The sequence below is a fragment of the Franzmannia pantelleriensis genome (assembly GCF_900102875.1).
In the GTDB taxonomy this organism is placed as follows: Bacteria; Pseudomonadota; Gammaproteobacteria; order Pseudomonadales; family Halomonadaceae; genus Franzmannia; species Franzmannia pantelleriensis.
In genome coordinates this window covers 71,880-95,575 of the sequence record NZ_FNGH01000016.1, presented here as the reverse complement: position 1 = coordinate 95,575, position 23,696 = coordinate 71,880, and the positions used below count along the sequence as shown (strand labels likewise).

The 23,696-nt window shown below is 63.6% G+C and carries 22 protein-coding genes and 1 pseudogene; 17 read left to right on the top strand and 6 right to left on the bottom strand.

Going from position 1 to position 23,696, the window contains the following annotated elements; genetic code table 11:
* The 6 genes and pseudogenes from BLT16_RS18100 to gntR form a co-directional block, all read left to right on the top strand.
* A partial coding sequence (locus BLT16_RS18100; protein WP_245701760.1) for a TRAP transporter large permease occupies positions 1 to 1,278 on the top strand: 1,278 nt, incomplete at its 5' end.
* A gap of 27 nt (positions 1,279 to 1,305) precedes the next feature.
* A complete protein-coding gene (gene araD1 / locus BLT16_RS18095; protein WP_089660116.1) occupies positions 1,306 to 2,298 on the top strand; it encodes an AraD1 family protein in 993 nt (330 codons plus the stop codon).
* 17 nt (positions 2,299 to 2,315) lie between these two features.
* Positions 2,316 to 2,687: pseudogene (locus BLT16_RS18090) on the top strand (aldehyde dehydrogenase family protein); the annotation flags it as partial.
* Positions 2,661 to 3,140 carry a TRAP transporter large permease subunit gene (locus BLT16_RS18085; RefSeq protein ID WP_281243322.1) on the top strand — a complete coding sequence of 160 codons (480 nt, stop codon included), beginning with the start codon at positions 2,661 to 2,663 and terminating at the stop codon, positions 3,138 to 3,140. The pseudogene BLT16_RS18090 and the gene BLT16_RS18085, both read left to right, overlap by 27 nt.
* A gap of 14 nt (positions 3,141 to 3,154) precedes the next feature.
* Positions 3,155 to 3,670: a gluconokinase gene (locus BLT16_RS18080; RefSeq protein ID WP_422717938.1), complete on the top strand. Its 516-nt coding sequence runs from the start codon at positions 3,155 to 3,157 to the stop codon at positions 3,668 to 3,670.
* Positions 3,671 to 3,741: 71 nt separating this feature from the next.
* Positions 3,742 to 4,737 carry a gluconate operon transcriptional repressor GntR gene (gene gntR / locus BLT16_RS18075; RefSeq protein ID WP_089660131.1) on the top strand — a complete coding sequence of 332 codons (996 nt, stop codon included), beginning with the start codon at positions 3,742 to 3,744 and terminating at the stop codon, positions 4,735 to 4,737.
* Positions 4,738 to 4,749: 12 nt separating this feature from the next.
* Here the strand turns inward: gntR and BLT16_RS18070 are convergent, their stop codons facing one another.
* Positions 4,750 to 5,955, bottom strand: coding sequence for an iron-containing alcohol dehydrogenase (locus BLT16_RS18070; RefSeq protein ID WP_089660113.1), 1,206 nt, complete (start codon positions 5,953 to 5,955; stop codon positions 4,750 to 4,752).
* A gap of 180 nt (positions 5,956 to 6,135) precedes the next feature.
* Between BLT16_RS18070 and fabI the strand changes: the two genes are divergently transcribed.
* The 6 genes from fabI (at position 6,136) to BLT16_RS18040 (ending at position 11,609) form a co-directional block, all read left to right on the top strand.
* Entirely contained in the window at positions 6,136 to 6,909 is a 774-nt protein-coding gene (gene fabI, locus BLT16_RS18065; protein ID WP_089660111.1) for an enoyl-ACP reductase FabI, read from the top strand.
* A gap of 2 nt (positions 6,910 to 6,911) precedes the next feature.
* A complete protein-coding gene (locus tag BLT16_RS18060; protein WP_245701759.1) occupies positions 6,912 to 8,321 on the top strand; it encodes a bifunctional enoyl-CoA hydratase/phosphate acetyltransferase in 1,410 nt (469 codons plus the stop codon).
* Positions 8,318 to 9,538: an acetate/propionate family kinase gene (locus tag BLT16_RS18055; protein WP_089660107.1), complete on the top strand. Its 1,221-nt coding sequence runs from the start codon at positions 8,318 to 8,320 to the stop codon at positions 9,536 to 9,538. The genes BLT16_RS18060 and BLT16_RS18055 overlap by 4 nt, the downstream gene beginning before the upstream one ends.
* A gap of 84 nt (positions 9,539 to 9,622) precedes the next feature.
* A complete protein-coding gene (locus BLT16_RS18050; RefSeq protein WP_089660104.1) occupies positions 9,623 to 10,309 on the top strand; it encodes a type 1 glutamine amidotransferase domain-containing protein in 687 nt (228 codons plus the stop codon).
* A 116-nt stretch (positions 10,310 to 10,425) separates the two neighbouring features.
* On the top strand, positions 10,426 to 10,992 hold the full coding sequence (locus tag BLT16_RS18045) for a cytochrome b (RefSeq protein ID WP_089660102.1): 567 nt from the start codon (positions 10,426 to 10,428) through the stop codon (positions 10,990 to 10,992).
* A gap of 32 nt (positions 10,993 to 11,024) precedes the next feature.
* Entirely contained in the window at positions 11,025 to 11,609 is a 585-nt protein-coding gene (locus BLT16_RS18040; RefSeq protein WP_089660100.1) for a YceI family protein, read from the top strand.
* A 185-nt stretch (positions 11,610 to 11,794) separates the two neighbouring features.
* Here BLT16_RS18040 and BLT16_RS18035 read toward each other — a convergent pair whose 3' ends face one another.
* Positions 11,795 to 12,589 (bottom strand): 2OG-Fe dioxygenase family protein, encoded by a 795-nt coding sequence (locus BLT16_RS18035; protein ID WP_089660098.1) that lies wholly within the window; start codon positions 12,587 to 12,589, stop codon positions 11,795 to 11,797.
* Positions 12,590 to 13,196: 607 nt separating this feature from the next.
* Here BLT16_RS18035 and BLT16_RS18030 point away from each other — a divergent pair.
* From BLT16_RS18030 to BLT16_RS18020, 3 genes are all read left to right on the top strand, one after another.
* Positions 13,197 to 14,915 (top strand): putative bifunctional diguanylate cyclase/phosphodiesterase, encoded by a 1,719-nt coding sequence (locus tag BLT16_RS18030; protein WP_245701755.1) that lies wholly within the window; start codon positions 13,197 to 13,199, stop codon positions 14,913 to 14,915.
* 71 nt (positions 14,916 to 14,986) lie between these two features.
* On the top strand, positions 14,987 to 16,363 hold the full coding sequence (locus tag BLT16_RS18025; protein ID WP_422717937.1) for an MATE family efflux transporter: 1,377 nt from the start codon (positions 14,987 to 14,989) through the stop codon (positions 16,361 to 16,363).
* 373 nt (positions 16,364 to 16,736) lie between these two features.
* Positions 16,737 to 17,030, top strand: coding sequence for an EF-hand domain-containing protein (locus BLT16_RS18020; RefSeq protein ID WP_089660094.1), 294 nt, complete (start codon positions 16,737 to 16,739; stop codon positions 17,028 to 17,030).
* 83 nt (positions 17,031 to 17,113) lie between these two features.
* Here BLT16_RS18020 and BLT16_RS18015 read toward each other — a convergent pair whose 3' ends face one another.
* From BLT16_RS18015 to phhA, 4 genes are all read right to left on the bottom strand, one after another.
* The gene (locus BLT16_RS18015; protein WP_089660092.1) at positions 17,114 to 18,616 is read right to left on the bottom strand and encodes a uracil permease; all 1,503 of its coding nucleotides are present in this window, start codon (positions 18,614 to 18,616) and stop codon (positions 17,114 to 17,116) included.
* Between the two features lie 156 nt (positions 18,617 to 18,772).
* Entirely contained in the window at positions 18,773 to 19,960 is a 1,188-nt protein-coding gene (locus BLT16_RS18010) for an amino acid aminotransferase (RefSeq protein ID WP_089660090.1), read from the bottom strand.
* The gene (locus tag BLT16_RS18005; protein ID WP_089660087.1) at positions 19,961 to 20,299 is read right to left on the bottom strand and encodes a 4a-hydroxytetrahydrobiopterin dehydratase; all 339 of its coding nucleotides are present in this window, start codon (positions 20,297 to 20,299) and stop codon (positions 19,961 to 19,963) included. It abuts the gene before it with no gap.
* A gap of 78 nt (positions 20,300 to 20,377) precedes the next feature.
* A complete protein-coding gene (gene phhA, locus BLT16_RS18000; protein ID WP_089660127.1) occupies positions 20,378 to 21,181 on the bottom strand; it encodes a phenylalanine 4-monooxygenase in 804 nt (267 codons plus the stop codon).
* Between the two features lie 289 nt (positions 21,182 to 21,470).
* Between phhA and BLT16_RS17995 the strand changes: the two genes are divergently transcribed.
* Together BLT16_RS17995 and BLT16_RS17990 are read left to right on the top strand one after the other, a co-directional pair.
* Positions 21,471 to 23,042 carry a sigma-54-dependent transcriptional regulator gene (locus tag BLT16_RS17995; protein ID WP_089660085.1) on the top strand — a complete coding sequence of 524 codons (1,572 nt, stop codon included), beginning with the start codon at positions 21,471 to 21,473 and terminating at the stop codon, positions 23,040 to 23,042.
* Positions 23,043 to 23,082: 40 nt separating this feature from the next.
* Positions 23,083 to 23,694: a hypothetical protein gene (locus BLT16_RS17990; RefSeq protein WP_089660083.1), complete on the top strand. Its 612-nt coding sequence runs from the start codon at positions 23,083 to 23,085 to the stop codon at positions 23,692 to 23,694.
* The last annotated feature ends 2 nt before the right edge of the window (positions 23,695 to 23,696 follow it).

The following is a 23,696-nucleotide window of genomic DNA, read 5'->3' as shown; positions in this document are numbered from 1 at the left end:
TGGATCTTTCTCGGTATCCTGTTCGCCTCCCTGGCCCTGGGCCTGCCGATCGCCTTCGGGCTGGGCATCGCCGCGGTGGTGATGGCGGTGCTCTCGGATATCCCGCTGTCGATCCTGATCGAACAGTCGGTGCGCGGGGTCAACAACTTCCCGCTGCTGGCGATTCCCTTCTTCATCCTGGTCGGCGAGGTGATGAGCGCCGGCGGCATCGCCCGGCGGCTGATGGAGCTGGCCGGTGCGCTGGTTGGCTTCATTCGCGGCGGCCTCGGCCAGGTGGCGATTACCGGCTCGATGTTCTTTGGCGGCATCAGCGGCTCGGCGGTGGCCGATACCGCCGCCACCGGCTCGATGATGATCCCGTCGATGAAGCAGCAGGGCTACTCGGGGCCGCAGGCCACGGCGATCAACACCGTCTCCTCGGTGATCGGCATCATCATTCCGCCGTCGATTCCGCTGATCCTCTACGGCATCGTCACCGAGACCTCGATCAGCCGACTGTTCATCGCCGGCATCGTGCCGGGGGTGATGATCGGCGTCGGGCTGATGGTCACCACCTTCATCATGGCCAGCTTCGGCGGCGCCGGGCAGACCCGCAAGTTCCGCCTCGGCCCGCTGTGGCAGGCGTTCAAGGCCGCCTGGCTGGCGCTGGTGCTGCCGGTGATCGTGATCGGCGGCATCATCGGCGGGGTGTTCACCGCCACCGAGGCGGCGGTGGCGGCGCTGCTCTACTCGCTGGTCATCTCGCTGGTGGTCTACCGTGAGTTCCACGTCCGCGAGCTGTGGGGCATGCTGATCCGCACCGCGCGTCTGACCGGCATGGTGCTCTTGCTGCTGGCCTTCGCCACGGTGATCGCCTGGTTCCTGACCATCAACATGGTGCCCCAGACCCTGGTCACCCAGGTGCAGTCGATCACCCAGGACCCGTTCTGGCTGCTGCTGATCGTCGCCGGCCTGCTGCTACTGGTGGGCTTCGTGATGGACCTGACCCCGGCGATGGTGATCATGGCGCCGATGCTGACGCCGATCGTCACCTCGGTGGGCATCGACCCGGTCTACTTCGGCGTGCTGATGGCGTTCATTCTCGGCATCGGGCTACTGACGCCGCCGGTGGGTACCTGCCTGTATGTCGGCTGCGGGGTGGGCAAGGTCACCATGGAGCAGTTGGTCAAGGCGATGCTGCCCTACTACGCCACCCTGTTGATCATGGCCGTGATCCTGATCGCCTTCCCCGGCCTGGTGACCTGGCTGCCGGACCTTACCGCCGTACGCGGTAATTGACGCTAGATATTACATAAGGAAGCTATCATGCGTTTGATCCAATACCTCGACCAGGACCAACTGCGGGTGGCCGTGGTGGAAACCAGTGACGCGGTGCGTCCCATCGACATCCCGGGGGGCACCTACGCCCTGGCGCAGATCGCCATCGACGCCGGCCAGCCGCTCACTCAGGTCGTCGAGGCGCGCCTTGGCGATACGCTGGTCGACTATCAGCCGCTGGTCGACGAGTGTCGCCTGCTGCCCCCGCTGACCCATCCCGACCCGGCCCACTGCTTGGTCACCGGCACCGGCCTCACCCACCTGGGCAGCGCCGATACCCGCTCGGCGATGCACACCAAGACGCAAGTGACGGAGGAGGAACTCACCGACTCCATGCGCATGTTCAAACTGGGCGTGGAGGGCGGCAAGCCCGCCCCCGGTGAGACGGGCGCCCAGCCGGAGTGGTTCTACAAGGGTGACGGCGACTGCATCGTGGCCCCCGAAGCCGCGTTGCCCTCGCCAGCCTTTGCCGAGGATGCCGGCGAGGAGCCGGAGCTGGCCGGGCTCTACCTGGTCGGCGCCGACGGCACGCCGTGGCGGGTCGGTTACGCCATCGGCAACGAGTTCTCCGATCACGTCACCGAGCGCTTCAACTACCTGTGGCTGGCCCACTCCAAGCTGCGCGCCTGCAGCGTGGGCCCGGAGCTGTTGATCGGCGATCTGCCCGCGCACTTGGAGGGCGTCAGCCGTATCGTCCGCGACGGCGCCACGCTGTGGGAGAAGCCGTTCCTCACCGGCGAAGAGAACATGGCGCATAGCCTGGCCAACCTCGAGCACCACCACTTCAAGTATGCCGGCTTCCGCCGCCCCGGCGACGTCCACGTGCACTTCTTCGGCACCGCGACACTGAGCTTTGCCGACGGCATCCAGCCCCGCGACGGTGATCGCTTCGAGATCGAGCTGAGTGCGTTCGGCCGCCCGCTGCGCAATCCGCTGCGGCTCGAGGCCAACTCCGTTGACTGCCGAGTATCCCCCCTCTAAACCGAAAGGAGCGCCATATGACCCTATCTGGACAGCTACTCATCGGCCAGCAGGCCGTCAGCGGCGAGCGTGCCGAGATCCGCGCCATCAACCCCGCCAGCGGCGAAGCGCTCGAGCCGGTCTACCGCGGCGGCGGCGAGGCCGAGGTCGCGCGTGCCTGCGAACTCGCCGAGGCGGCCTTCGCCAGCTACCGCGAGACCTCACTGGAGGATCGCGCGACCTTTCTCGAGACCATCGCCGCCGAGATCGAGGCGGTCGGTGACGACCTGACCCAGCGCGGCATGGCCGAGACCGGCCTGCCCCAGGCACGTCTCGAGGGCGAGCGCGGCCGCACCTGCGGCCAGCTGCGCCTGTTCGCCGCGGTGGTCCGCGCCGGCGAGTGGCTCGACTTTGGGTTTTCCTTCGCCACGGTGATCGCCTGGTTCCTGACCATCAACATGGTGCCCCAGACCCTGGTCACCCAGGTGCAATCGATCACCCAGGACCCGTTCTGGCTGCTGCTGATCGTCGCCGGTCTGCTGCTGCTGGTGGGCTTCGTGATGGACCTGACCCCGGCGATGGTGATCATGGCGCCGATGCTGACGCCGATCGTCACCTCGGTGGGCATCGACCCGGTCTACTTCGGCGTGCTGATGGCGTTCATTCTCGGCATCGGGCTGCTGACGCCGCCGGTGGGCACCTGCCTGTACGTCGGCTGCGGGGTAGGCAAGGTGACCATGGAGCAGTTGGTCAAGGCGATGCTGCCCTACTACGCCACCCTGTTGATCATGGCAGTGATCCTGATCGCCTTCCCCGGCCTGGTCACCTGGCTGCCGGACCTCACCGCCGTGGGCGGTAATTGAGACGGGAGCGAACGGTGACGACGTCTTATCGAATTCTGGTCATGGGGGTATCCGGCTCGGGCAAGTCGCACGTCGGCCGCCTGCTGGCCGAACGACTCGGCGCCGATTTCATCGACGGCGATGATCATCACTCCGCGGCCAATATCGCCAAGATGGCGCGTGGTACGCCGCTCGATGATCGGGACCGTCAGGGTTGGCTGGAGACGCTGGCGGAGTTCTTTGCCGACTGCCGCCGTGACGGCCGCTCGGTGGTGATTGGCTGCTCGGCGCTCAAGGCGCGTTATCGCGATATTCTGCGGGGCGGCGACCCAGCATTGGCCATCGTCTACCTCGAGGGTAGCCGAGCACTGTTGCGCGAGCGGCTCACCGGGCGAGAAGGCCACTTCTTCAGCGGCGAAGCGATGCTCGACAGCCAGCTGGCCGATCTTGAACCGCCAGCAGCAGATGAGGCGCTGAGCCTGGTGGTCAGCCAGTCGCCCGAGGTAATGATCGAGCACGCCGTGGCGTGGCTGCAGACCCAGCCGCGATAGGGCATGACCTTCGCGTGCACATTGGCTAAGGTGAGCGGCGTTTGCTACTCATCGCTGACAATCAGGGCTCCGTGAAGAAAAAACGACCGACACTCCAGGATATCGCCGACCGCGTGGGTGCGACCAAGATGACCGTCAGTCGCTGTCTGCGCGACCCGCAGACGGTCTCTGAAGGCTTGCGTGAACAGATATTCGCGGTGGCAGAGGAGCTCGGCTACATCCCCAATCGTGCGCCGGATATCCTCTCCAAGGCGACCAGTCGCGCCATCGGGGTGATGGTGCCGTCGCTGACCAACCAGGTCTTCGCCGACGTCATCAAGGGCATCGAGCTGGCCACCGAGCCCGCCGGCTATCACCTGATGCTGTCCCACTATGGTTACAGCCCGGAGCTCGAGGAGCGCAGCCTGGCGTCGCTGCTCTCCTATAATGTCGACGGGGTGATCCTCTCCGACAGCCTTCACACCCGCCGCACCTGCCGCATGCTCGAGACTGCCGGGATTCCCAGCGTCGAGATAATGGATACCCATTTGGCGCCGATTCATCAGGCGGTAGGCTACGACAACGTCGCTGCCGCTCAAGCCATGGTCAGCGAGATGATACGCCGCGGCCGGCGGCATATCGTCTATCTGGCGGTGCGACTCGATGAGCGTACGCGTCAGCGCGAGCAGGGCTACAGCCAGGCAATGGCCGAGCACGGCCTGACCCCGCTGACGCTGTATACCTCGATGCGCTCTTCCTACAGCGTGGGGGCCACGCAGATGGCTGAGCTACTGGCCGAACACCCTGAGACCGATGCCTTGTTCTGCACCAACGACGACGTCGCGGTGGGGGCCTACTTCGAGTGTCTGCGACGCGGCGTGGCGGTGCCCGAGCGAATTGCCATCGCCGGTTTCCATGGTCATGACGTCGGTCAGGTCATGGCGCCGCGACTGGCCAGCGTGATCACGCCGCGCGAGGCGATCGGCGAGACCGCGGCCTGCGAGCTGTTGGCGCGCATTCAGGGCAAGCCGATCGCCCAGCGGGTGATCGACCTGGGCTTTTGCATCGAGGCAGGCGGTACGCTATGAGCATTCCGGAGGCTACAGGCGTGCGGCCAGCAGTGCCGACAGCGCCTCGTCGCTGAGCACTAGCGGGTTGGTCTGCATGCTGCCACCACGCGCATTGGCCACCACTCGCGGAATATCCTCGGTGGTCATGCCGAAGCGGCCAAGTCTCGGCATTTCCAAGCGTTGACTCCAGTCGTGCAGAGTTTCGACTAGCGCTTGTCGGGCCGGACCATCCTCAAGGCTTTCGTCATCACTGAGCAGGCGTCCCACCTTGGCGTACTTGATCAGTGCCGTCGCATCGGGCGTCTGAGCCTCCAGGGCAGCGACATTGGTAGCGGTGGCCTCGGCCAACAGGGTGCCGCATACCGCCCCGTGAGGCATCGGGAAGAAGGCGCCAAGCGGCGAGGCCAGGCCGTGCACCGCGCCGAGCCCGGCCTGTGCCAGGGTAATACCCGAGCTCAGAGAGGCATAGGCGAGCCGCGTATAACCCTCACAGAACTCTCCGTCATCTGCCTGCCAGGCGTCCCATAGACCTTGCTGGAGGGCCTCCATGCCCGCCCATGCCAGGGCGTCGGTAAAGGCGCTGGCATTGAGCGACACGTAGGATTCCAGCAGTTGTGTCAGGGCATCCATGGCGTTGGCGGCCAGCTGCGGTTTTGGGCAGCCGACCAGTAGCGCAGGATCGACCAGGGCAATACGCGGCACCAGTTGGGCATCGCGAAACGATTTCTTGAATCCATCGCGGCCCTGTACGCTGAGCACGGCGTTCTTGGTCGCCTCACTGCCGGTCCCGGCGGTGGTGGGCACCGCGATCATCGGCACCGCTGGGCCCTGATAAGCGAGGCCACGCCCGACCCCTTCGAGATGATCCATGACCGAGTTGCCCGGTCTCAGCAAGCCTGCCACGGCCTTGCCGGCGTCGAGCACGCTGCCGCCGCCAATCGCCACCACGACGTCGACGCTGTCGTGATGATGCTCGGCAACCAGCGCATCGACGCGCTGCGGTGAGGGCTCGCCGTCGATACGGGCGTGCTGCCAATCGATACCCCGTTCCTCGAGTGCCTCGAGCAGCGCCGGCCAGTGCGGCGAGGCGACGAACGAGTGCCGACCGGTGATCAACAGTGCGTGCTGGCCGAAGCCTTCGATCAGCGCCGGTAGGCGCTGGATCGCTTCGGCGTGTAGATGCATCTCCGGCAGGCGCGACACCTGAACGGCGGGGAAGGGGGGGAGAGTCGGCATGGGAATCCTGATCGGTGCATGGAAACGAGCTGAGTGCAGCATAGGGCAGTCGGCAAGCGCTGGCACCCGTGGCCATCAACGGGCAGAGCGGGATGTCTTACGCTAGGCTATGCTGCAGCGCGGCAGCAAACGTACTCCGCCTGCCGCTACTGGATTGTCACTGACAAGGAGAGGGTCGAGATGGGCCACGCGTTTTCCCTGGAGGGCAAGGTCGGTATCGTCACCGGCCTGGCCAATCGCGACAGCATTGCCTATGGCTGTGCGCTGGCCTGTCACCAGGCAGGGGCCGAGCAGATCGTCAGCTACGCCTCGCCCAAGGCGGAGCGCTTCGTCGCTCCCCTGGCCGCGGAACTGGGCGAGCCCGAGCTGATCTGCTGCGACGTTCAGGACGATACCCAGCTGGAGGCGCTGTTCCGGCGCGCCGCCGAGCGCTGGGGGCGACTCGACTTCGTGGTGCACTCCATCGCCTATGCGCCGCTGGAGGATCTGCACGGCCGCGTGGTCGACTGCTCTCGCGACGGCTTCATGCTCGCCATGGACCTTTCCTGCCACTCGTTCATCCGCATGGCCCGGCTGGCAGAGCCGCTGATGCATGACGGCGGCAGCCTGATCTGCATGTCCTATTACGGCGCCGACAAGGTGGTCGACAACTACAACCTGATGGGGCCGGTTAAGGCGGCACTGGAGTCGACGACCCGCTACCTGGCCGCCGAGCTGGGGCCGTCAGGGATTCGTGTGCATGCGGTGTCTCCCGGGGCGATTCGTACGCGTGCTGCGTCCGGTCTCAAGGACTTCGACGCCCTTGTCCACGCCGGTGAGACGCGTTCGCCGCTGCGTCGCCTGGCCAGCGTCGAGGAGGTGGGGCAGTCGGTAGTCTATCTCGCCTCGGCGGCCGGTGCCGCGCTGACCGGCACCACCCTTTACGTTGATGCCGGCCACCACATCAGGGCATGACCATGAGCGACCTGCAACAGGACGATATCGAGAATCGCACCTTCGATGAGATCGAGGTGGGCGATAGCGCATCGATCCAGAAGCGCTTGACTCTTGAAGACATCAAGTTGTTCGCCATCATGTCGGGCGATATCAATCCCGCCCACGTCGATGAAGACTATGCCAAGAGTTCACGCTTTCAGGAGGTGATCGCCCACGGCATGTGGGGCGGGGCCCTGATCTCAACCGTACTGGGCACCGAGCTGCCGGGCCCGGGCACGCTCTATGTCGGACAGTCGCTGCGCTTTCTGGCACCGGTTCGGCTTGGCGACGTGCTCACCGTCAGCGTCAAGGTGCGCAATAAGGAAACGCGACGCTCGCGGATCACCTTCGACTGTCGCTGCGCCAACCAGAAGGACGAGAGTGTCATCGAAGGCGAGGCCGAGGTCGTTGCCCCGCGCGAGAAGATCCGCAGACGACGCACGGTGATGCCGCAACTGCGGCTGGCGGAGCGCGGACATCTGCACGAGCTGCTGAATGCCGCTGAGCGCACTCAGGCGCTGACCATGGCAGTGGTGCATCCGGTCGATGATGTTTCGATCAAGGGCGCTTGGGAGGCCGCCGACAAGGGCTTTATCACACCGCTGCTGGTCGGGCCGGAGGCCCGTATTCGCGCCGCCGCCGAAGCCGCAGAGGTGGATATCGATGGCTTCGAGCTGATCCCTACAAAGCATAGCCATGCCGCCGCCGAGCAGGCTGTGGCACTGGTTCGCGAAGGGCGCGCCAATGCGCTCATGAAGGGGGCACTTCACACCGATGAGCTGCTCCAGGCGGTGGTGGCGCGCAACAGTGGCCTGCGTACCGGGCGTCGGCTGAGTCATGTCATGGCATTCGATGTGCCAACCTACCCGCGGCCGCTATTCATCACCGATGCCGCCATCAACATCGCGCCGGGGCTAGAGACCAAGCGTGACATCGTGCAAAACGCCATTGATCTGGTTCATGCAGTCGGCATCGAGCAGCCGCGAGTGGCGCTGCTATCCGCCATCGAGACCATCAACCCGCGGCTCGCCTCGACCCTGGATGCCGCGGCGCTGTGCAAGATGGCCGAACGTGGTCAGATCACCGGTGGACTGCTCGACGGGCCGCTGGCCTTCGACAACGCCATTTCCGAAGCCGCGGCCAAGACCAAGGGCATTGACTCGGCGGTGGCCGGGCGCGCGGATATCCTGGTGGCACCCGATCTCGAGGCCGCCAATATGCTGATGAAACAGCTGACCCACTTGGCCGATGCCAGCGGCGCCGGCCTGGTAATGGGCGCCCAGGTGCCGATCGTGCTGACCAGTCGCGCCGACGATGCCATTACCCGTCTCGCTTCCTGTGCCCTGGCGCTGCTGGTGGCGGGCCATCAGCACATAACGGATGCGACATGAGCCTGTTACTGGTTCTCAACAGTGGCTCGTCGAGCCTCAAGTTCGCACTGTTCGAGGCGCGGGATAACAGCTCGCCCGAGGCCTTGCCGGTGGTGCTGCGGGGACAGATCAGTGGGCTTGGCACCACGCCGTGCTGGCAGCTCGAGGCGCGCCCTGGTCAGCAGCCCGAAGAACGTACGCTGAAGCTCTCGGGCGGCAACGCTGATGACCGACAGGCATCGGCCCTGGCCTATCTGCTCGATTGGCTGGAAGCGGAGATCGGCTGGCAACGTCTCGACGCGGTGGGCCACCGTGTCGTTCACGGCGGTGCGCGCTACCGTGAAGCCGCGCGCATCGATGCCATGACCCTGGACGAGCTGCAAGGCCTAAGCCCCCTTGCCCCCCTGCATCAGCCCCACTGCCTGGCGCCGGTGAGGACCCTGGCCGAGCGCAGGCCCGCGCTGACCCAGGTCGCCAGCTTCGATACCGCCTTTCACGCCGATCAGCCGGCGCTGGCCCAGCGCTTTGCGCTGCCACAGCATTTTCACGATGAAGGCATGCGCCGCTACGGCTTTCATGGGCTTAGCTACGATTACGTCAACCGGCAGCTTACCCGGGAGCTGGGCGACCAGCCCGCTGACCGGGTGATCGTGGCGCACTTGGGTAGCGGCGCCAGCCTGTGCGCCATTGCCAATGGCCGGAGTATCGCCTCGAGCATGGGCTTTACTGCTTTGGATGGCTTGATGATGGGCACCCGCAGCGGCAGTCTGGATCCGGGGCTGGTACTGCACCTGATTCAGCAGCGCGGGATGAGTGCCGCGGAAGTGGAGCGGCTGCTGTATCGCGAGGCGGGGCTGCTGGGTGTCTCCGGCATCAGCGGTGATATGCGTGAGCTGCTGGCCAGTAGCTCACCCGCTGCACAGTTGGCCGTGGAGCTGTTCGTCTATCGCATCGTGCGCGAAATCGGCAGCCTTGCGGCGGCGCTTGAGGGACTCGACCATCTGGTATTCACGGCGGGGATCGGGGAGCGCGCCGATCCGGTCCGTGCCGCGATCGTCGACGGCTGCCGCTGGCTGGGCGCGCGCCTTGATGGGGCGGCCAATCAGGTTCATGCCACCTCGATCGCCGGGGCCGAGAGCCGTGTGGGGCTATGGGTGCTGGCCACTGACGAAGAGCGAATGATCGCCTGGCAGACCCAGGAACTGCTGGCATCACAGCGCGGCCACCGATCGGTATAGACGGTTTGCCTCACAGGGTTGAACCTCCAGCGTTCGGTGCCATCTACTCAGGGTTAAGCCGTGTTACGTTCCAGGAGGGTAACGATGAAGATTTTGATGGTTCTGACCTCGCACGATGCCATGGGTGATACTGGCCACAAGACCGGGTTCTGGCTCGAGGAGTTCGCCGCACCCTACTATGTCTTCAAGGATGCGGGTGCCGAGGTCACCCTGGCCTCGCCCAAGGGCGGTCAGCCGCCGGTGGACCCCAATTCCACCCAGGAAGATGCCCTCACCGCCGAGACCCATCGCTTCGAGGCAGACCACGACGCCAAGGCCCAGCTGGCGAACACCCTGCGGCTGGATGCGGTCAATGCCACTGATTACGATGCCATCTTCTATCCCGGTGGGCATGGCCCGCTCTGGGACCTGACCGACAACGCCGACTCGTTGCGCCTGATCGAGGCTTTCGTTGCCGCCGACAAGCCGGTAGGCGCGGTATGCCACGCGCCCACGGTGCTGCTCAAGGCCAAGACCGCCAGCGGCGAGCCACTGGTCAAGGGCAAGCGGGTTACCGGATTCGCCAACAGCGAAGAGGAGGCCGTCGGCCTGCATGACGTCGTCCCGCACCTGCTCGAGAATGAGCTCAAGCGATTGGGGGCAGACTATCTGCGCAGTGTGGATGATTTCGCCCCCTACCAGGTCAACGATGGCCTGCTGGTGACTGGGCAGAACCCGGCCTCGAGCGCCCCCACCGCAGCGTTGCTGCTGGAGCAGATGCAAGGCCGCTGAACGGTGATCGTTTCTCTGGCGTGAACGATGCATTCACCGCGGTGGCGCTGTGCACGCGTCGGTAAGCCACTAGCCTATTGCCAGGAAAATCCGCTTTATCACATGGGATCGCGAATATGTGGCGCAACACCACGAGGCGCTGGGGATTAGTGGCTATCCTGCTGCACTGGCTCAGTGCCGCGGTGATCATCGGGCTGTTTGCCCTGGGCTGGTGGATGACCGGGCTTAGCTACTTCGATAGCTGGTACAACCTGGGGCCATGGTGGCATCGCTCGCTGGGCGTACTGCTGCTGCTGGCAACGCTGCTGAGAGTCGGCTGGCGAATCGTCCAGCCGACACCACAGGCCCAAGGCCACCGCTTCGAGCGCATGGCGGCCCACGTCGGGCATATCCTGCTGTATGTGCTGCTGTTGGTCGTGTTGATCAGTGGCTACATGATCTCTACCGCCAACGGTCGTGGTATCAGCGTATTCGGTTGGTTCGAGGCGCCCGCGATCCTGTACGGCCTGCCGAATCAGGCAAGTGTTGCGGGCAATGTGCACTGGTATAGCGCCCTGGCGCTGATGATTCTCGCCGCCGGCCATGCCCTGGCCGCTTTCAAGCATCATTTCATCGACCGGCACGATACCCTGGTGCGCATGCTGCGCCCGCGGGTCGGTCAAACCAAGTTTCCCGCCGAGTGAGCGCGGGAAGTGACGCAAACGGAGACACTGGAATGTTGAAGAAGACTGCACTGCTAACCGCATTTGGAGCCGCGGCGCTGGTACCGCTGAGCCAGGCGCAAGCCGACGATTACGTGATCGATATCGAAGGGCAGCACGCCTTCGTGCAGTTCAAGATCAATCACCTCGGTTACTCCTACATTCTCGGCAGCTTCCGCGATTTCAGCGGTGAGTTCAGCTATGACCCGGATGATCTGGACGCCTCCAGCGTGTCACTGGATGTCGACGTGACCAGCTTGGATACCAACCACGCCGAGCGTGACCGTCATATCCTCAGCGATGATTTTCTCGATGCCGATCAGTATCCTGAAGCCAGCTTCGTCTCTACCGGTTTCGAGCCGGGCGATGACGGCGAGGGTGTGCTGAGCGGTGAGTTGACCCTCAAGGGGGAAACCCGCGAGATCGAGATGCCGGTCACCTTGATGGGAGAGGGTGAAGATCCGTGGGGCGCCTATCGTGCCGGTTTCGAGGGGTCGACCATGTTGACCCTCGAGGACTACGGCATCGATATGAGCGACTTCCCCGAGTCGATGCATGAACTCGAACTGTACGTGACCTTCGAAGGGATTCGTCAGTAACGCTATCCCGTCAATACGTTTGCCCAGCATGCTCCCGGCCCTTGCGCCGGGAGCATGCGTTAGTGGTGACTGAACCTTCCCTATCAGCTCGGCAGGCCCACATGCAAGAAGCCGGCTCACTCGTCGAGTGCACCGGCTTGTGGGAGGTCATGCATCGGGTGCTTGCCTAGCTAGCGGGTCAGAGTTCAGTGGCCGTCGTTCAGCACCGCATCGGGAAAGTGACGACGCAGCATCTTGTTCTGGAAGGCGTCGACGAAACGGCTGTTGATGATGATGATGAAACGCTCATAGGGTTTGTCACGATCATCCTGGGTCATGCCGTCGGCGCCGTGGAACAGCTTGTCGTCACGAATGTGCAGCACATCGCCGGGTGCCAGCACCTGCTTGGTAAGGGGGTGAGTGCCGGCCTTGTCGGCGAACAGCAGGCTGTTGGCCCCGCTGACGTTGTCGCGGCTCACCACCATGATGCTCAAGTACTTGCAGCCATCGGAATGGATGCCCTGGCCCTGCAGCGGATCCAAGGGTTCGCTGCCGCGCATGCCGGTAATCTGCATCAGGATCGGTTCACGTGCGCCGATTCCCCACAGTTTGGCCCACGCCTTGACGAAGGCCTTGACGTCGTTGCGCTCGACGAATGAGGTTTCCAGGCTGGGATAGTAGCGCAGCACGTCGGCCATGCTGTCCGCATCGTTGAACATCCCTCCCTGTGCCATCGGGCACTCACCCATCACCTCGACGTCGTCGCGGTCATTGAGCGTCAGCCAAGCCATGCGCTTCCAACGCTGATTCACGTAGGGGTCGCGGGGTAGGTCGGCAAGATAGCCCTGCCAGGCCGGCAGGTCGATCTGTGCGCGAACGTCGGTGACGCTCCAGTACTGCTCGGCCAGTTCGCTATGCACCGCGGGTTGCCAGTAGCTGCGCGCAAAGTCGAAGGGCATGCTGGTGATGTCGTAACCGTGCTTGAGGCTTTCCTGTTTCATGATCGTTTCCTTTCTGTATCTTGGGCCGAGTCCGGAATGGATCGGCGTAGCTTGGGTACTACAAGAAACAGAATGAAAACAAATGAAAAATAATGTCAATAAATCGTGTGGTGTGTAGAAATTTCGTCATATCTTGCATAGGTAGCTACTATTAGGTCAGTCAGCCCATGTGTAGTGGGCTAACTCATTGACGGAATACGGGTCTGCGGAGGAGGTTGCCGCTGCGCAAGGAGGCGAAGCAATGTAGGATTGACTCATGAAATCGATACGCCCAGCGTTGGTGCTGGCTGGGTGGGTTGCAGGGGAGCACATCTTGTACAAGCGACTACGAGCGCACGCGAGACTGCTGTTGGGGGTGGCGGTGCTCTTGATGGCCGCCTTTGTCGCGGCGCTGATATGGATAGGCCCAGGCGAGGTCGCCTGGTTGCCCGCGTTGCTGAGTACCAGCGTTGCACTCGTTTTGGGGATGGGGTGGTGGTACGAGCGGCGTGGCTCGGCACGTCAAGAAGTGCCTCTAAACCAGGCCGCCGAAGTGAATGACCCCTCGTCAGAGAGCGGCGAATGGGCTTCCACAGCCATAGCCGTCGCTGATCATCATGCCTTAGTCTTGGCCCAGCAGCGCCATAGCGAGAGCGAGCTGCGTTTTCGTGCGCTGCTCGAGAGCCTGCCTAAGGTGGCCGTGCAAGGGTATGACAGCCGCCGCCGGGTGATCTATTGGAACCATGCCAGTACCCAGCTGTACGGTTATCTGCCTGAAGAAGCGCACGGGCAACTGCTGGAAGATCTGATTATTCCCGATTACATGCAGGAAGGGGTGGTGGCGGCGCACCACGATTGGATCGAGAAGGGCATCGAGATCCCCGCTGCCGAACTCGAACTCAAGAGCAAATCTGGCATGCCGGTGGCGGTTTTCTCCCAGCACCTGATGCTGGCCGAGCATAGCGACGATCCGTTGATGTTCTGCGTTGACGTCGACCTCTCCGAGCAGAAGGAAGCGCGCCGCGAACTCGAGTACGTGACCCGCTACGACGCGCTGACCCAACTCCCTAATCGACACACCTTCGAGCGCGAGCTACAGGAATTCATCGTCGCGGCGCAGCGCCATGGCGAGTACCTGGCGGTACTTTTCGTCGATCTCGACCGCTTCGCCGAGATCAACGACGCCAAGGGCTACGAGCAGGGAGACCTGCTGCTGTCGATGGTCGCCAAGCGACTCCGCTACTGTCAGCGGGGGTCGGACCTGCTGTCGCGTTTCGGCAGCGACGAATTCGTGCTGGCCTTCCCGCACCTGCGCGCCGGCAACGATGTGTTGCAGCTGGTGGAGAAGGTGCTCGACAGCTTTTCACGTCCCTTCCTGCTCGACGGCCGCGAGGTACACGTCACGGCGAGCCTGGGAGTCAGCCTGTATCCGGACAACGGCACCAATGCGCGCGAGTTGATCCATAATGCCGATGCTGCCAAGAACCGTGCCAAGCTGTCGGCACCCAATCGCTGCTGGTTCTTCAACCAGAAGATCCACGATGAGCTGATGCATCAGCACCGACTGGCGGAGCGACTGCAGCTGGCGCTGGCTGAGCAGGAATTGAGCCTTCACTACCAGCCACAGGTGAGTGCGATGAGCGGGCGGATCGAGAACCTGGAAGCGCTGGTGCGCTGGTATCCGAAGGAGGGAGGCGCCATTTCGCCGGCGGAGTTCATCCCGGTCGCCGAGCGCTCACAGTTGATCCATCGGATCGGTGAGTGGGTGATTCGCGAGGCGTGTCGTCAGCAGGCCGAGTGGAAAAAACAGGGGCTGGGCGGTGCGCGGGTCGACATCAACCTGTCTGGCAAGCAGCTGGCAATGGCCAACACCTTCCATCATCTCGAAGCCTGCATGGGCGAGTTTGGTCTGACCCCACAGGATATCGGCATCGAGTTGACCGAGAACGTGCTGATCGAGGCAGAAGAGCACATTCTTAATACCCTGCGCGACCTCTATCATCGCGGTATGAAGATCGCCATCGACGATTTCGGTACCGGCTACTCGTCACTCAGCTACCTGAAGCTGTTTCCGGTGACCTCGCTGAAGATCGATCGCAGCTTCGTGCGCGACGCGCCTAAGGACCCCAGTGACCGGGCGATCATGGCCGCGGCAGTGTTCATCGGCCACCGGCTGGGCCTCGAGGTGATCGCCGAGGGCGTCGAAAACGAGGAGCAGCTCGAACTGGTTCGTGAGATGAAATGCGACCTGGTCCAGGGTTACTACTTCTTCAAGCCGATGAGTGCCACCGATACTACCCGGCTGTTGACCGGCCTGGTCGGTGGGCAGCCGCGCATCGTCAGTTAGGCGCTGCACGCAAAGCGGCTGCCAAGTCCCCGGCGAGATCGAGTAGACTAGTGCGCTCCTGACCGACTGGAGTGCCCGTGTCTGCCGCCACCCCCTCTTCAACGCGACTCGCCGTTCAACTCTGGCGTCAGACCTGGCCGATGGCCATTGGCGTGCTGGCGCTGCTGGGCTTTCAACTGGTCGACAGTGCTTTTATCGCGCGCCTGGGGACCGCGCCGCTGGCGGCTCAGTCCTATACCTTTCCGCTGACGTTTCTGATCATCGGCATCCAGGTTGGCCTGGGTATCGCCATCGCTGCGCTGATCTCACGCGCGCTGGGCGCTGGCGAAGCACGCCGAGCCAGGCGGCTGGGCAGTCTGGTGCTGGGGGTAGGCGGCATCGTGATTGGCCTGCTGGCCGGTGTGCTGTGGCTGACCCAGACGCTAATCTTCACGCGGCTGGGCGCCTCGGCCGAGAGCCTGGCCCTGATCCGTGGCTACTGGGGACCACAGCTGTTGGCGGCGTGGCTCGGCGCGTTGCTCTATTTCGGCTACAGCCTGTGCCGCGCTCACGGCGATACGCGGTTGCCGGGCAAGTTGATGGTATTCACCAGCCTGGTCAACCTGCTGCTTGATCCTCTGCTGATTTTCGGCGTTGGCCCCTGGCCCGGCCTGGGACTGCCTGGCGCGGCCTGGGCCACGGTCATCGCTTTCGCCAGCGGCGGGCTGATCCTGTGGCCGCGGCTGCGCCGCGCCGATTGGCTGGGGCGTAGCGACCTGCTGCTCGAAGCACGACGCTCGGCGCTGCCGTTCGCCGGGATTGCTGGGCCGGCCATGATTAGTCAACTGATGCCGCCTCTTGCGGCGATGCTGGCGATTGCGATCGTCTCACGGCTAGGCGAGACGGCGGTGGCCGCCTGGGGGTTGGCCAGCCGTCTTGAGACGCTATCGTTGATGCTGGTGCTGGCACTGACCATGTCGTTACCCCCCTGGCTGGGGCGTTGCTACGGGGCCGGCGACTGGCCGCAGATCCGGCGTCTGATGACGCTGGCGGCCAAGGCCGTGGTGGCCTGGCAGCTGCTGCTGGGACTGGTCATGGCGGCGGCGGCGCCTTGGGTGGCCCAGGCACTGGCGGGCAATCCGGATATCCGCGACGATCTGGCGCTGCTGATTCGCTTCCTGCTGCCCAGCTATGCGCTTCTTGGGGTGTGCATGATCGTGGTATCGGCGGGCAATGCCCTCGGCTGGCCGCTACGCGCCATGTTGATGTCCGCGGCCAGGCTGTTCGTCTGCTATCTGCCGTGCCTGTGGCTGGGGATGCTGGCCGGTGGACTGCCTGGCCTGGCAGTGGGAGCCGCCGTCGGCAACCTGTTGGCGGGCGGCCTAGCCTGGCAACTCTATCGGGCTCGCATGCAATCTGTCGAGGAGGGCGCTGAAAGGCGGCATGATAGGGCAGGCAGGGGCACGTAGTGGCACTGGATGCTGCGGGGCGAAGTGGCGGTGATCGAGTGATGCCCTGTCTGTAGATGGCAACATATGGTAACACTATGATCGTGCTTTGAAGCTGCCTCGCAAAGGGCGGCTGATGCGGCCCGGCGTCGCCATTTTGATAATTTTCAATACATTGATTCAATGTGTTTTATTCACTTTTGTGCAGCGCTATCGTGGGCTTGGCGACACTCTTTAAGAAGGCGTGAATCACTGCCTTTCGATGTCTCTATGATTACTCATTGTAATGTTATGTTTTGACAGGCGTTGATGTTTTTGGGCACGTTTTCGGCATGACGTATCCGCGGCAGACGTGCATCAATGGGGTGCTCGTCTACCCGCAGGAGACATCGTCATGAGAACCAAACGGTGGGTTATGGCTGGCCTGATGGTGGGGCTGCTAAGTGCGTCCTCGGGCTGGGCTGCGGGGCGTGAATCGTCCGACTACGACCCCGTCCGGCTAGTGTTTACCAATGACATGAATCACACGGTGCGCTATATGTTCAGCGAGTTGGACAGCGACGGCAATGGCGTGATTAGTGCCGCCGAGGCCAAGCGAGACAATATCGAGAGAGCCTTCAGCCGGCTCGACCTGAATCGCGATGGACAGGTGACGCGAAACGAGTTTCGCCAGCATCGTCTGACTTAGCCGTTAGTGCGTCTAATGGGACGCTTGGCAATATAAAGACAGGGGGCGGGTGCATTTGCACTCGCCCCCTGTGCTTGGCACGCTCAGTCGCCGGCCGGTAGTGGGCGTTCCTGACGTGCTTCCTGCAGTGCGTAGAAGCCGAAGAAGAGTGCCATCACCGCGTAGCCCAGAGCGAAGTCCGGGGCGGCGTTTAAGGCCAGGCGGGGTGCGTGCATCAGCCCGATGAAGGAGAACCCGGCCGCGAACAGGGCAAAAACGGCGGCGCGTCGGAACTGGTGGTCGATCACCGACACGGTCATGGCGCCGATCAGGATGGCGGTGAACATCGCTCCCTGGCCCAGTGCCACGATGGCGGTGGAGATATCGCTGACCACCTCGCCGGCGGCGTTGTTGAAACGCGTCATCACGTAGTTGGCGAAGTAGGGCAGCATGGCCAGCGCCACTGCCGGGTAGTAGCGGGTGTCGTTGGTCTGGAAGGCGGTGGCGATCATCGACATGCCGACGAATACCAGAATCGGTGCTACCACCGAGACCGGAATGATCGCCGCCAGCATGGCGATCAGGCCGAACATGGTGGCCACGGCATAGACCGCGCCGTTGAGGATGCTGTAGCCGCGCCCGGCCCCCATCCACTTGGCCCCCACGGTGGCGATGTACACCGTAGTCGGAAAGACGCCGCCAAACAGCGCGCCGATCATGGTGCCGGCACCGTCCACCGCCTGGCATTCGCGGACATCGTATTTGTCGCCGGCGGCCTCCATGGCTTCCACGTTGTTCATGGTCTCGATGGCGTTGTAGAGGGTGATCGGCAGCACCACGGTGAGTACCGCCAGCATGCTGGTAAACAGCAGGCCGAGGCCCTCGAACCAGGCCAGGGTCGGCAGCAGCGGATAGAAGCCCAGGTGGGTGAAAGCGTCGCTGAACTGGCCGTCTTCGGTGGCGCCGATCAGGTAGGCAAGTGCGGTGCCAATGACGATGGCGAACAGCGAGGTGGGAATGCGAAACGGCATGCTGATCCGGCCGATCAGGCCGACGATGATGATTGCCATCACCAGCAGGCCGATCACCGGGATCTCCAGCGTCTTGAACAGCATCTCGCCGGCGATAAATGTCAGCGCCACGCCGGCCACTGCGCCGAGCATGGCCGCCCGCGGCAGATGGCGCTGCACCCAGCGGCCGATCAGGCTGACCAGCGCCTCGATGGCACCGCTGATGAAACACGCGGCCACGGCGATCTTCCAGGCCATGTCGGCGTCGCCGGTGAGCTGCATGGCGGGCAGCAGTACGCCGAACAGGAACACGAACATCACCGGCGTCGAGATGCCGTAGGAGAGCGCGGTAACGTCGGCGCGGTTCTCGCGGCGGGCCAGGCGCGCGGCACTCCAGGCGTAGTAGAAGTTACCCACCATCACCGCCACCGCGGCGCCGGGCAGCACCTGGCCAAATACGATGCTGGCAGGAAAGCCCATGCCGAGCATGGTCAGGGCGATGATCACGAAGTTGGCGATGTTGTTCTGGAACAGCGCGAAGAAGGCGTCAGTATCTTCTTTCTTGTACCAGGGGTAGTGCACAGCGGAAGTAGCCATGGCAGTGCCTCACGGGTTGTTTAATTTGTATACAAGGCTGGCAGCAGTGTCGCCTTGTCTGACTGAATGGTCAAGTGGTAGCGCCAAAGGCACGATGACACAGCAAAGCGCCCGGGAGGTCCCGGGCGCTTGATCATGCTGTTGCGAGAGGCTGGCTCAGTTGACCGCAGCGATCGCCTTGGCCAGGTAGTCGAGGTTCTCGGTGGAGAAGCCGGCCACGTTGGCACGCCCTGAGCGCACCATGTAGATACCGAACTCGTCGCGCAGACGGTCGACCTGGGTCGGCGTCAGGCCGGTGTAGGAGAACATACCGCGTTGTTCGGCGACGCAGGCGTACTTGGCGTCGAGGCCATAGGGCTTGAGCGCGGCGACGAAGTCCTGGCGCAGGCCATTGATGCGGTTGCGCATCTCGGTCAGTTCCTCGCGCCACAGCGCGGCAAGCTCTGCCGATTCGAGAATCTCGGTCACCACCGCACCGCCGTGGGAGGGTGGGTTGGAGTAGTTCTCGCGGGCCACGATGGCCATCTGCGAGCGCACGTTCTCCATCTGCTCGGCATTCTTGGCAACGGCGATCAGGGCGCCGGTGCGCTCGCTGTAGATGCCGAAGTTCTTCGAGCAAGAGCTGGTGATCAGCAGCTCGTCGAGGGTCTCGGCGAACAGCCGTACGCCGAAGGCGTCCTCGTCGAGACCGTCGCCGAATCCCTGGTAGGCGAAGTCGATCAGCGGCAGCAGCTCGCGCTCCTGCACAACGCTAAGCACCTCGCGCCACTGGGCATGGGAGAGGTCGAAGCCGGAGGGGTTATGGCAGCAGGCGTGCAGCACCACGACGTCACCCACCGGGATTTGCTTGATCGCCGCCAGCATGCCATCGAAGTCGAGGCGATTCTCGGCATCGACATAGGGATACTTGTTCAACTCGAGGCCCGCGGCAGTGAAGATGCCCAGGTGGTTAGGCCAGGTCGGGTCGCTCACCCAGATGCCCTTGCCGGGCAGCTGGGTCTTGATGAAGTCCGCCGCCAAGCGCAGTGCGCCGGTGCCCCCCGGGGACTGGGTCACACTGGCGCGGCGTGCCTCGAGCACCGGCGAGTCGGCACCGAAGATCAGCGGCTGAATCACCTGGCCGTAGCGCGGGTCACCGTGAGAGCCGATGTAGGTCTTGGTGGTCTGGTTGTCGAGCAGCAGCGCCTCGGCTTGTTTGACGGCCCGCATCACTGGCGTGTTGCCCTTGGCATCACGATAGACACCGACCCCGAGATCGACCTTGTTGGGGTTGGTGTCCTGATTGAAGGCCTCGATCAACCCGAGGATGGCATCCCCGGGGACCCGCTGAATCTGCTCGAACATTTACTCGGCTACCTCGTCGGTTCTGGCGGCAAGAATGAAATCGTTCTTGTGCAGGCCCTTCATCTCATGGGACCACCAGGTCACGGTGACCTTGCCCCACTCGGTCAGAAGCGCCGGGTGGTGGCCGGCCTCCTCGGCGATATCGCCCACGCGATTGGTGAACGCCAGGGCCTGCTTGAAGTTGCGGAACGTGAACACACGCTCCAACTGCATGATGCCATCGCGCTCCATGATCTGCCACTCGGGAATGGCCTGACGATACTCGCTGATCTCGGCCTCGGTGACGTGGGGGGCGTCCCAGCTGCAGGCTTCGCACTGCTGTTGTGATAGATCGCTCATGGTGTCTCCTGATTGGCGGGATAGTGATAGGTGTGACCGTAACGGTCTGAAAATGTCTCGAGCGGCGCGCAGTACGCCTCAGGCCGCCTTGGGCGGAAACTTGGGCTCGAACAGGCCGAGCGTCATGGCCTGGTCGACCATGGCCATGATGTCCTGACGTGAAAGGTCGTGCAGGCTGTGCAGATCGTCAAGCACATAGTAGAGCGGCTGCAGGATATCGATGCGATAGGGCGTGCGCAGGGCATCCACGGGGTCGAAGGGGTGGTGCTCCGGCGTCTCGGAGAGGGCGTGAAAGGTCTCCTTGGGCGAGGAAATGATGCCGCCGCCGTAAATGCGCCGCCCCTGCGGCGTATCGACCAGGCCGAACTCCACGGTCATCCAGTACAGCCTGGCCAGATAGACTCGCTGCTTGGGGGTGGCCGCCAGGCCCAGCTGACCGTAGGTGGCGGTAAATTCAGCGAAGTCGGGATTCGTGAGCATCGGGCAGTGGCCAAAGATCTCGTGGAAGATATCCGGTTCCTTCAGATAGTCGAGCTCTTCCGGCGTGCGGATGAAAGTTGCCACCGGGAAGCGGCGGCTGGCGAGCAGTTCGAAGAAAGTGTCGAAAGGAATCAGTGCCGGCACCTGGGCGGTACGCCAGCCGGTGGCAGCTTCCAGCACGCGATCCACGTCGGCCAGTTGGGGAATCCGGTCATGGGGCAGCGCCAGCCGCTCCAGGCCGTCGATGTATGCCTGGCACACGCGGCCATCGATGATCGAGGTCTGGCGTTCGAACAGCGTCTGCCAGGTGGCGTGCTCCTGGTCGCTGTAGGCGATATAGCCGCTCTCATCGGGCATGCGGGCCTGGTACTGGCTAGCCTTGGCGCTTGTCTTCTGGGTCATGGCAGGCTCTCCCTGGAGGTTGTGGTTATTGTCGAGCATGGGAATCCACCTCAGTGTCGGCGCCGCGCTGTCGCGCCGGTAGGGGGTGGCAGGGCAGAAATAGGTGCTGCGCATCTCGCTGCCTGTAAATAAAACGTGACGAATAGTCGAGTAAGGCTGCCCAGAAGGGAGGAGTTGATGATCTCAGCGCCTTGAGCAAGGCCTGGCTGTCAGGCTAGGTTGACACTACAGTCACGGCTGCTTGACGCGAACGTCTGCGGCACCCCGATGTAGCGCCCAAGGAGTCCGTATGCGTCTCAAGATTCACTGCCAGAACCGCATCGGTATCCTGCGCGATATCGTCTCGCACTTCGCCGACTACGGCGTCAACGTGGCGCGCGGCGAGGTCGGCGGTGATCATGGCAATACCATCTACCTGTTCCTGCCACGACTGCTCAATGCCCAGCTGGCCACGCTGCGGCCGACACTGGAGACCGTTCCCGGGGTGTTCAGCGTCAAGCGCGTCAACCTGATGCCCAGCGAGCGGCGTCATCTGGAGCTCGATGCCTTGCTGTCGTCGCTCTCCGACCCGGTGATGTCGATCGATATGGAGGGACGCATCGTCGCCGCCAACCGCGCCGCGGGGCAGATGCTCGGGGTGCGCATCGACGAGGTGCCTGGGCTGTCGCTGGATCGCTACCTGCCGGACTTCGACCTGCCCGAGCTGATCCGGCGCAATAACGCCCGCGTCAACGGCCTGCGCCTCAAGCTCAAGGAGGCCACTTACCTGGCCGATATCGCGCCGCTGCACAGCGAGAACGACGATGACGTGGCCTCGCTGGCCGGCGCGGTGGTCACCCTCCACCGCGCCGATCGCATCGGCGAGCGTATCTACCAGGTCCAGCGTCAGGAACTACGTGGTTTCGAGGCGATCTTCCAGGCCAGCCCGCGGCTTGCCGAGCTGATTCGCGAGGCGCGACGCATGGCGCCGCTGGACGCGCCGCTGCTGATCGAGGGCGAAACCGGCACTGGCAAGGAGCTGCTGGCCCGTGCCTGCCACCTGGCCAGCCCACGCGGCCAGGCGCCGTTCATGGCGCTGAACTGCGCCGGCCTGCCTGAGTCGATGGCCGAGACCGAGCTGTTCGGCTATGCCCCGGGAGCCTTCGAGGGCGCACGCCCGGAAGGCAAGCTGGGGCTGCTGGAGCTGACCGCCGGGGGCACCATCTTCCTCGATGAGGTGGGCGAGATGAGCCCACGGCTGCAGGTCAAGCTGCTGCGTTTCCTGCAGGACGGCGGCTTTCGCCGCGTCGGTAGCGACGAGGAGACCTATCTCGACGTACGGGTGATCTGTTCCACCCAGCAGGATCTCCCGCAGCTCTGCGCCGCGGGACTGTTTCGCCACGATCTTTATCACCGGCTCAACGTGCTGTCGTTGCAGGTGCCGCCGCTGCGCGACTGCCTGGACGGCATCGATGAGCTGGCGCGCCACTTCCTCGATCGCGCCGCGCGCCAGATCGGCTGTGCGCTGCCGCAGCTGTCGCCGGCGGCATTGGCCAGACTCTCCGGCTACCACTGGCCGGGCAACGTGCGTCAGTTGGAAAACGTGCTTTTCCAGGCGGTGTCGCTATGCGAACAGGACACCATCGAGCCGGCGCATCTGCGCTTGCCTGATGTCAGACAGGCGCCAGGGCTGGCCGGTATCGACCTCGACGGCGAACTGGGTGAGATCCTCGGCGAGGTGGAAAAGCGGGTGCTTGCGGCGCTCTATCCGCAATATCCCTCGAGTCGCCAGCTCGGCAAGCGGCTCGGCGTGTCGCATACCACCATCGCCAACAAGCTCAAGCGTCACGGCATCGGCATTGAACAGGGAGAGACACCCTGAGCTGCTAGAGTAAGGTCAGCGTACTGACAAGGAGACGGTCATGGTCGATTATCCGCCGGCAGTGGTACCGCGCTGGCTCAAGCTGGCCTTCACGCTATGGATCCTGGTGTGGGCGCCCAGCTATGTGGTGCTGCTGGGCGCCCAGAACTTCTTCTGGCTGTGCAACGTGGCGAGTTTCCTGCTGCTGGTGGCACTGTGGGCCGAGCATCGCACCCTGATGTCGATGCAGTGGCTGGCGGTGGCGTTGGTCGGCAGCCTGTGGACGTTTGACGTGGCGACGGCGGCGCTCACCGGCGTACACCCCATCGGCGGCACCGAGTACATGTTCGACCCCGAGCATCCGCCCATGGCGCGGGCCATGTCGCTTTACCACGTGGTACTGCCGCTGGTGGCGGGTATCGGCGTAGCCAAGCTCGGCTATGCACGCCGCGCGCTGCTGTGGCAGACCCTGCTGACCTGGGTCGTAGTGCCGCTGACCTACCTGTTCACCGAGGCCGAGCGCAATATCAACTGGGTCCACGGCCCCTTCGGCCAGACCCAGGAGACCCTCGATCCGCTGCTCTACCTGTTCCTGCTCACCCTGCTGTGGCCGCTGGCGGTCTACCTGCCGGTGCATCTGCTGATGATCGGCTGGCAGCGCTGGCGGCGTTGACC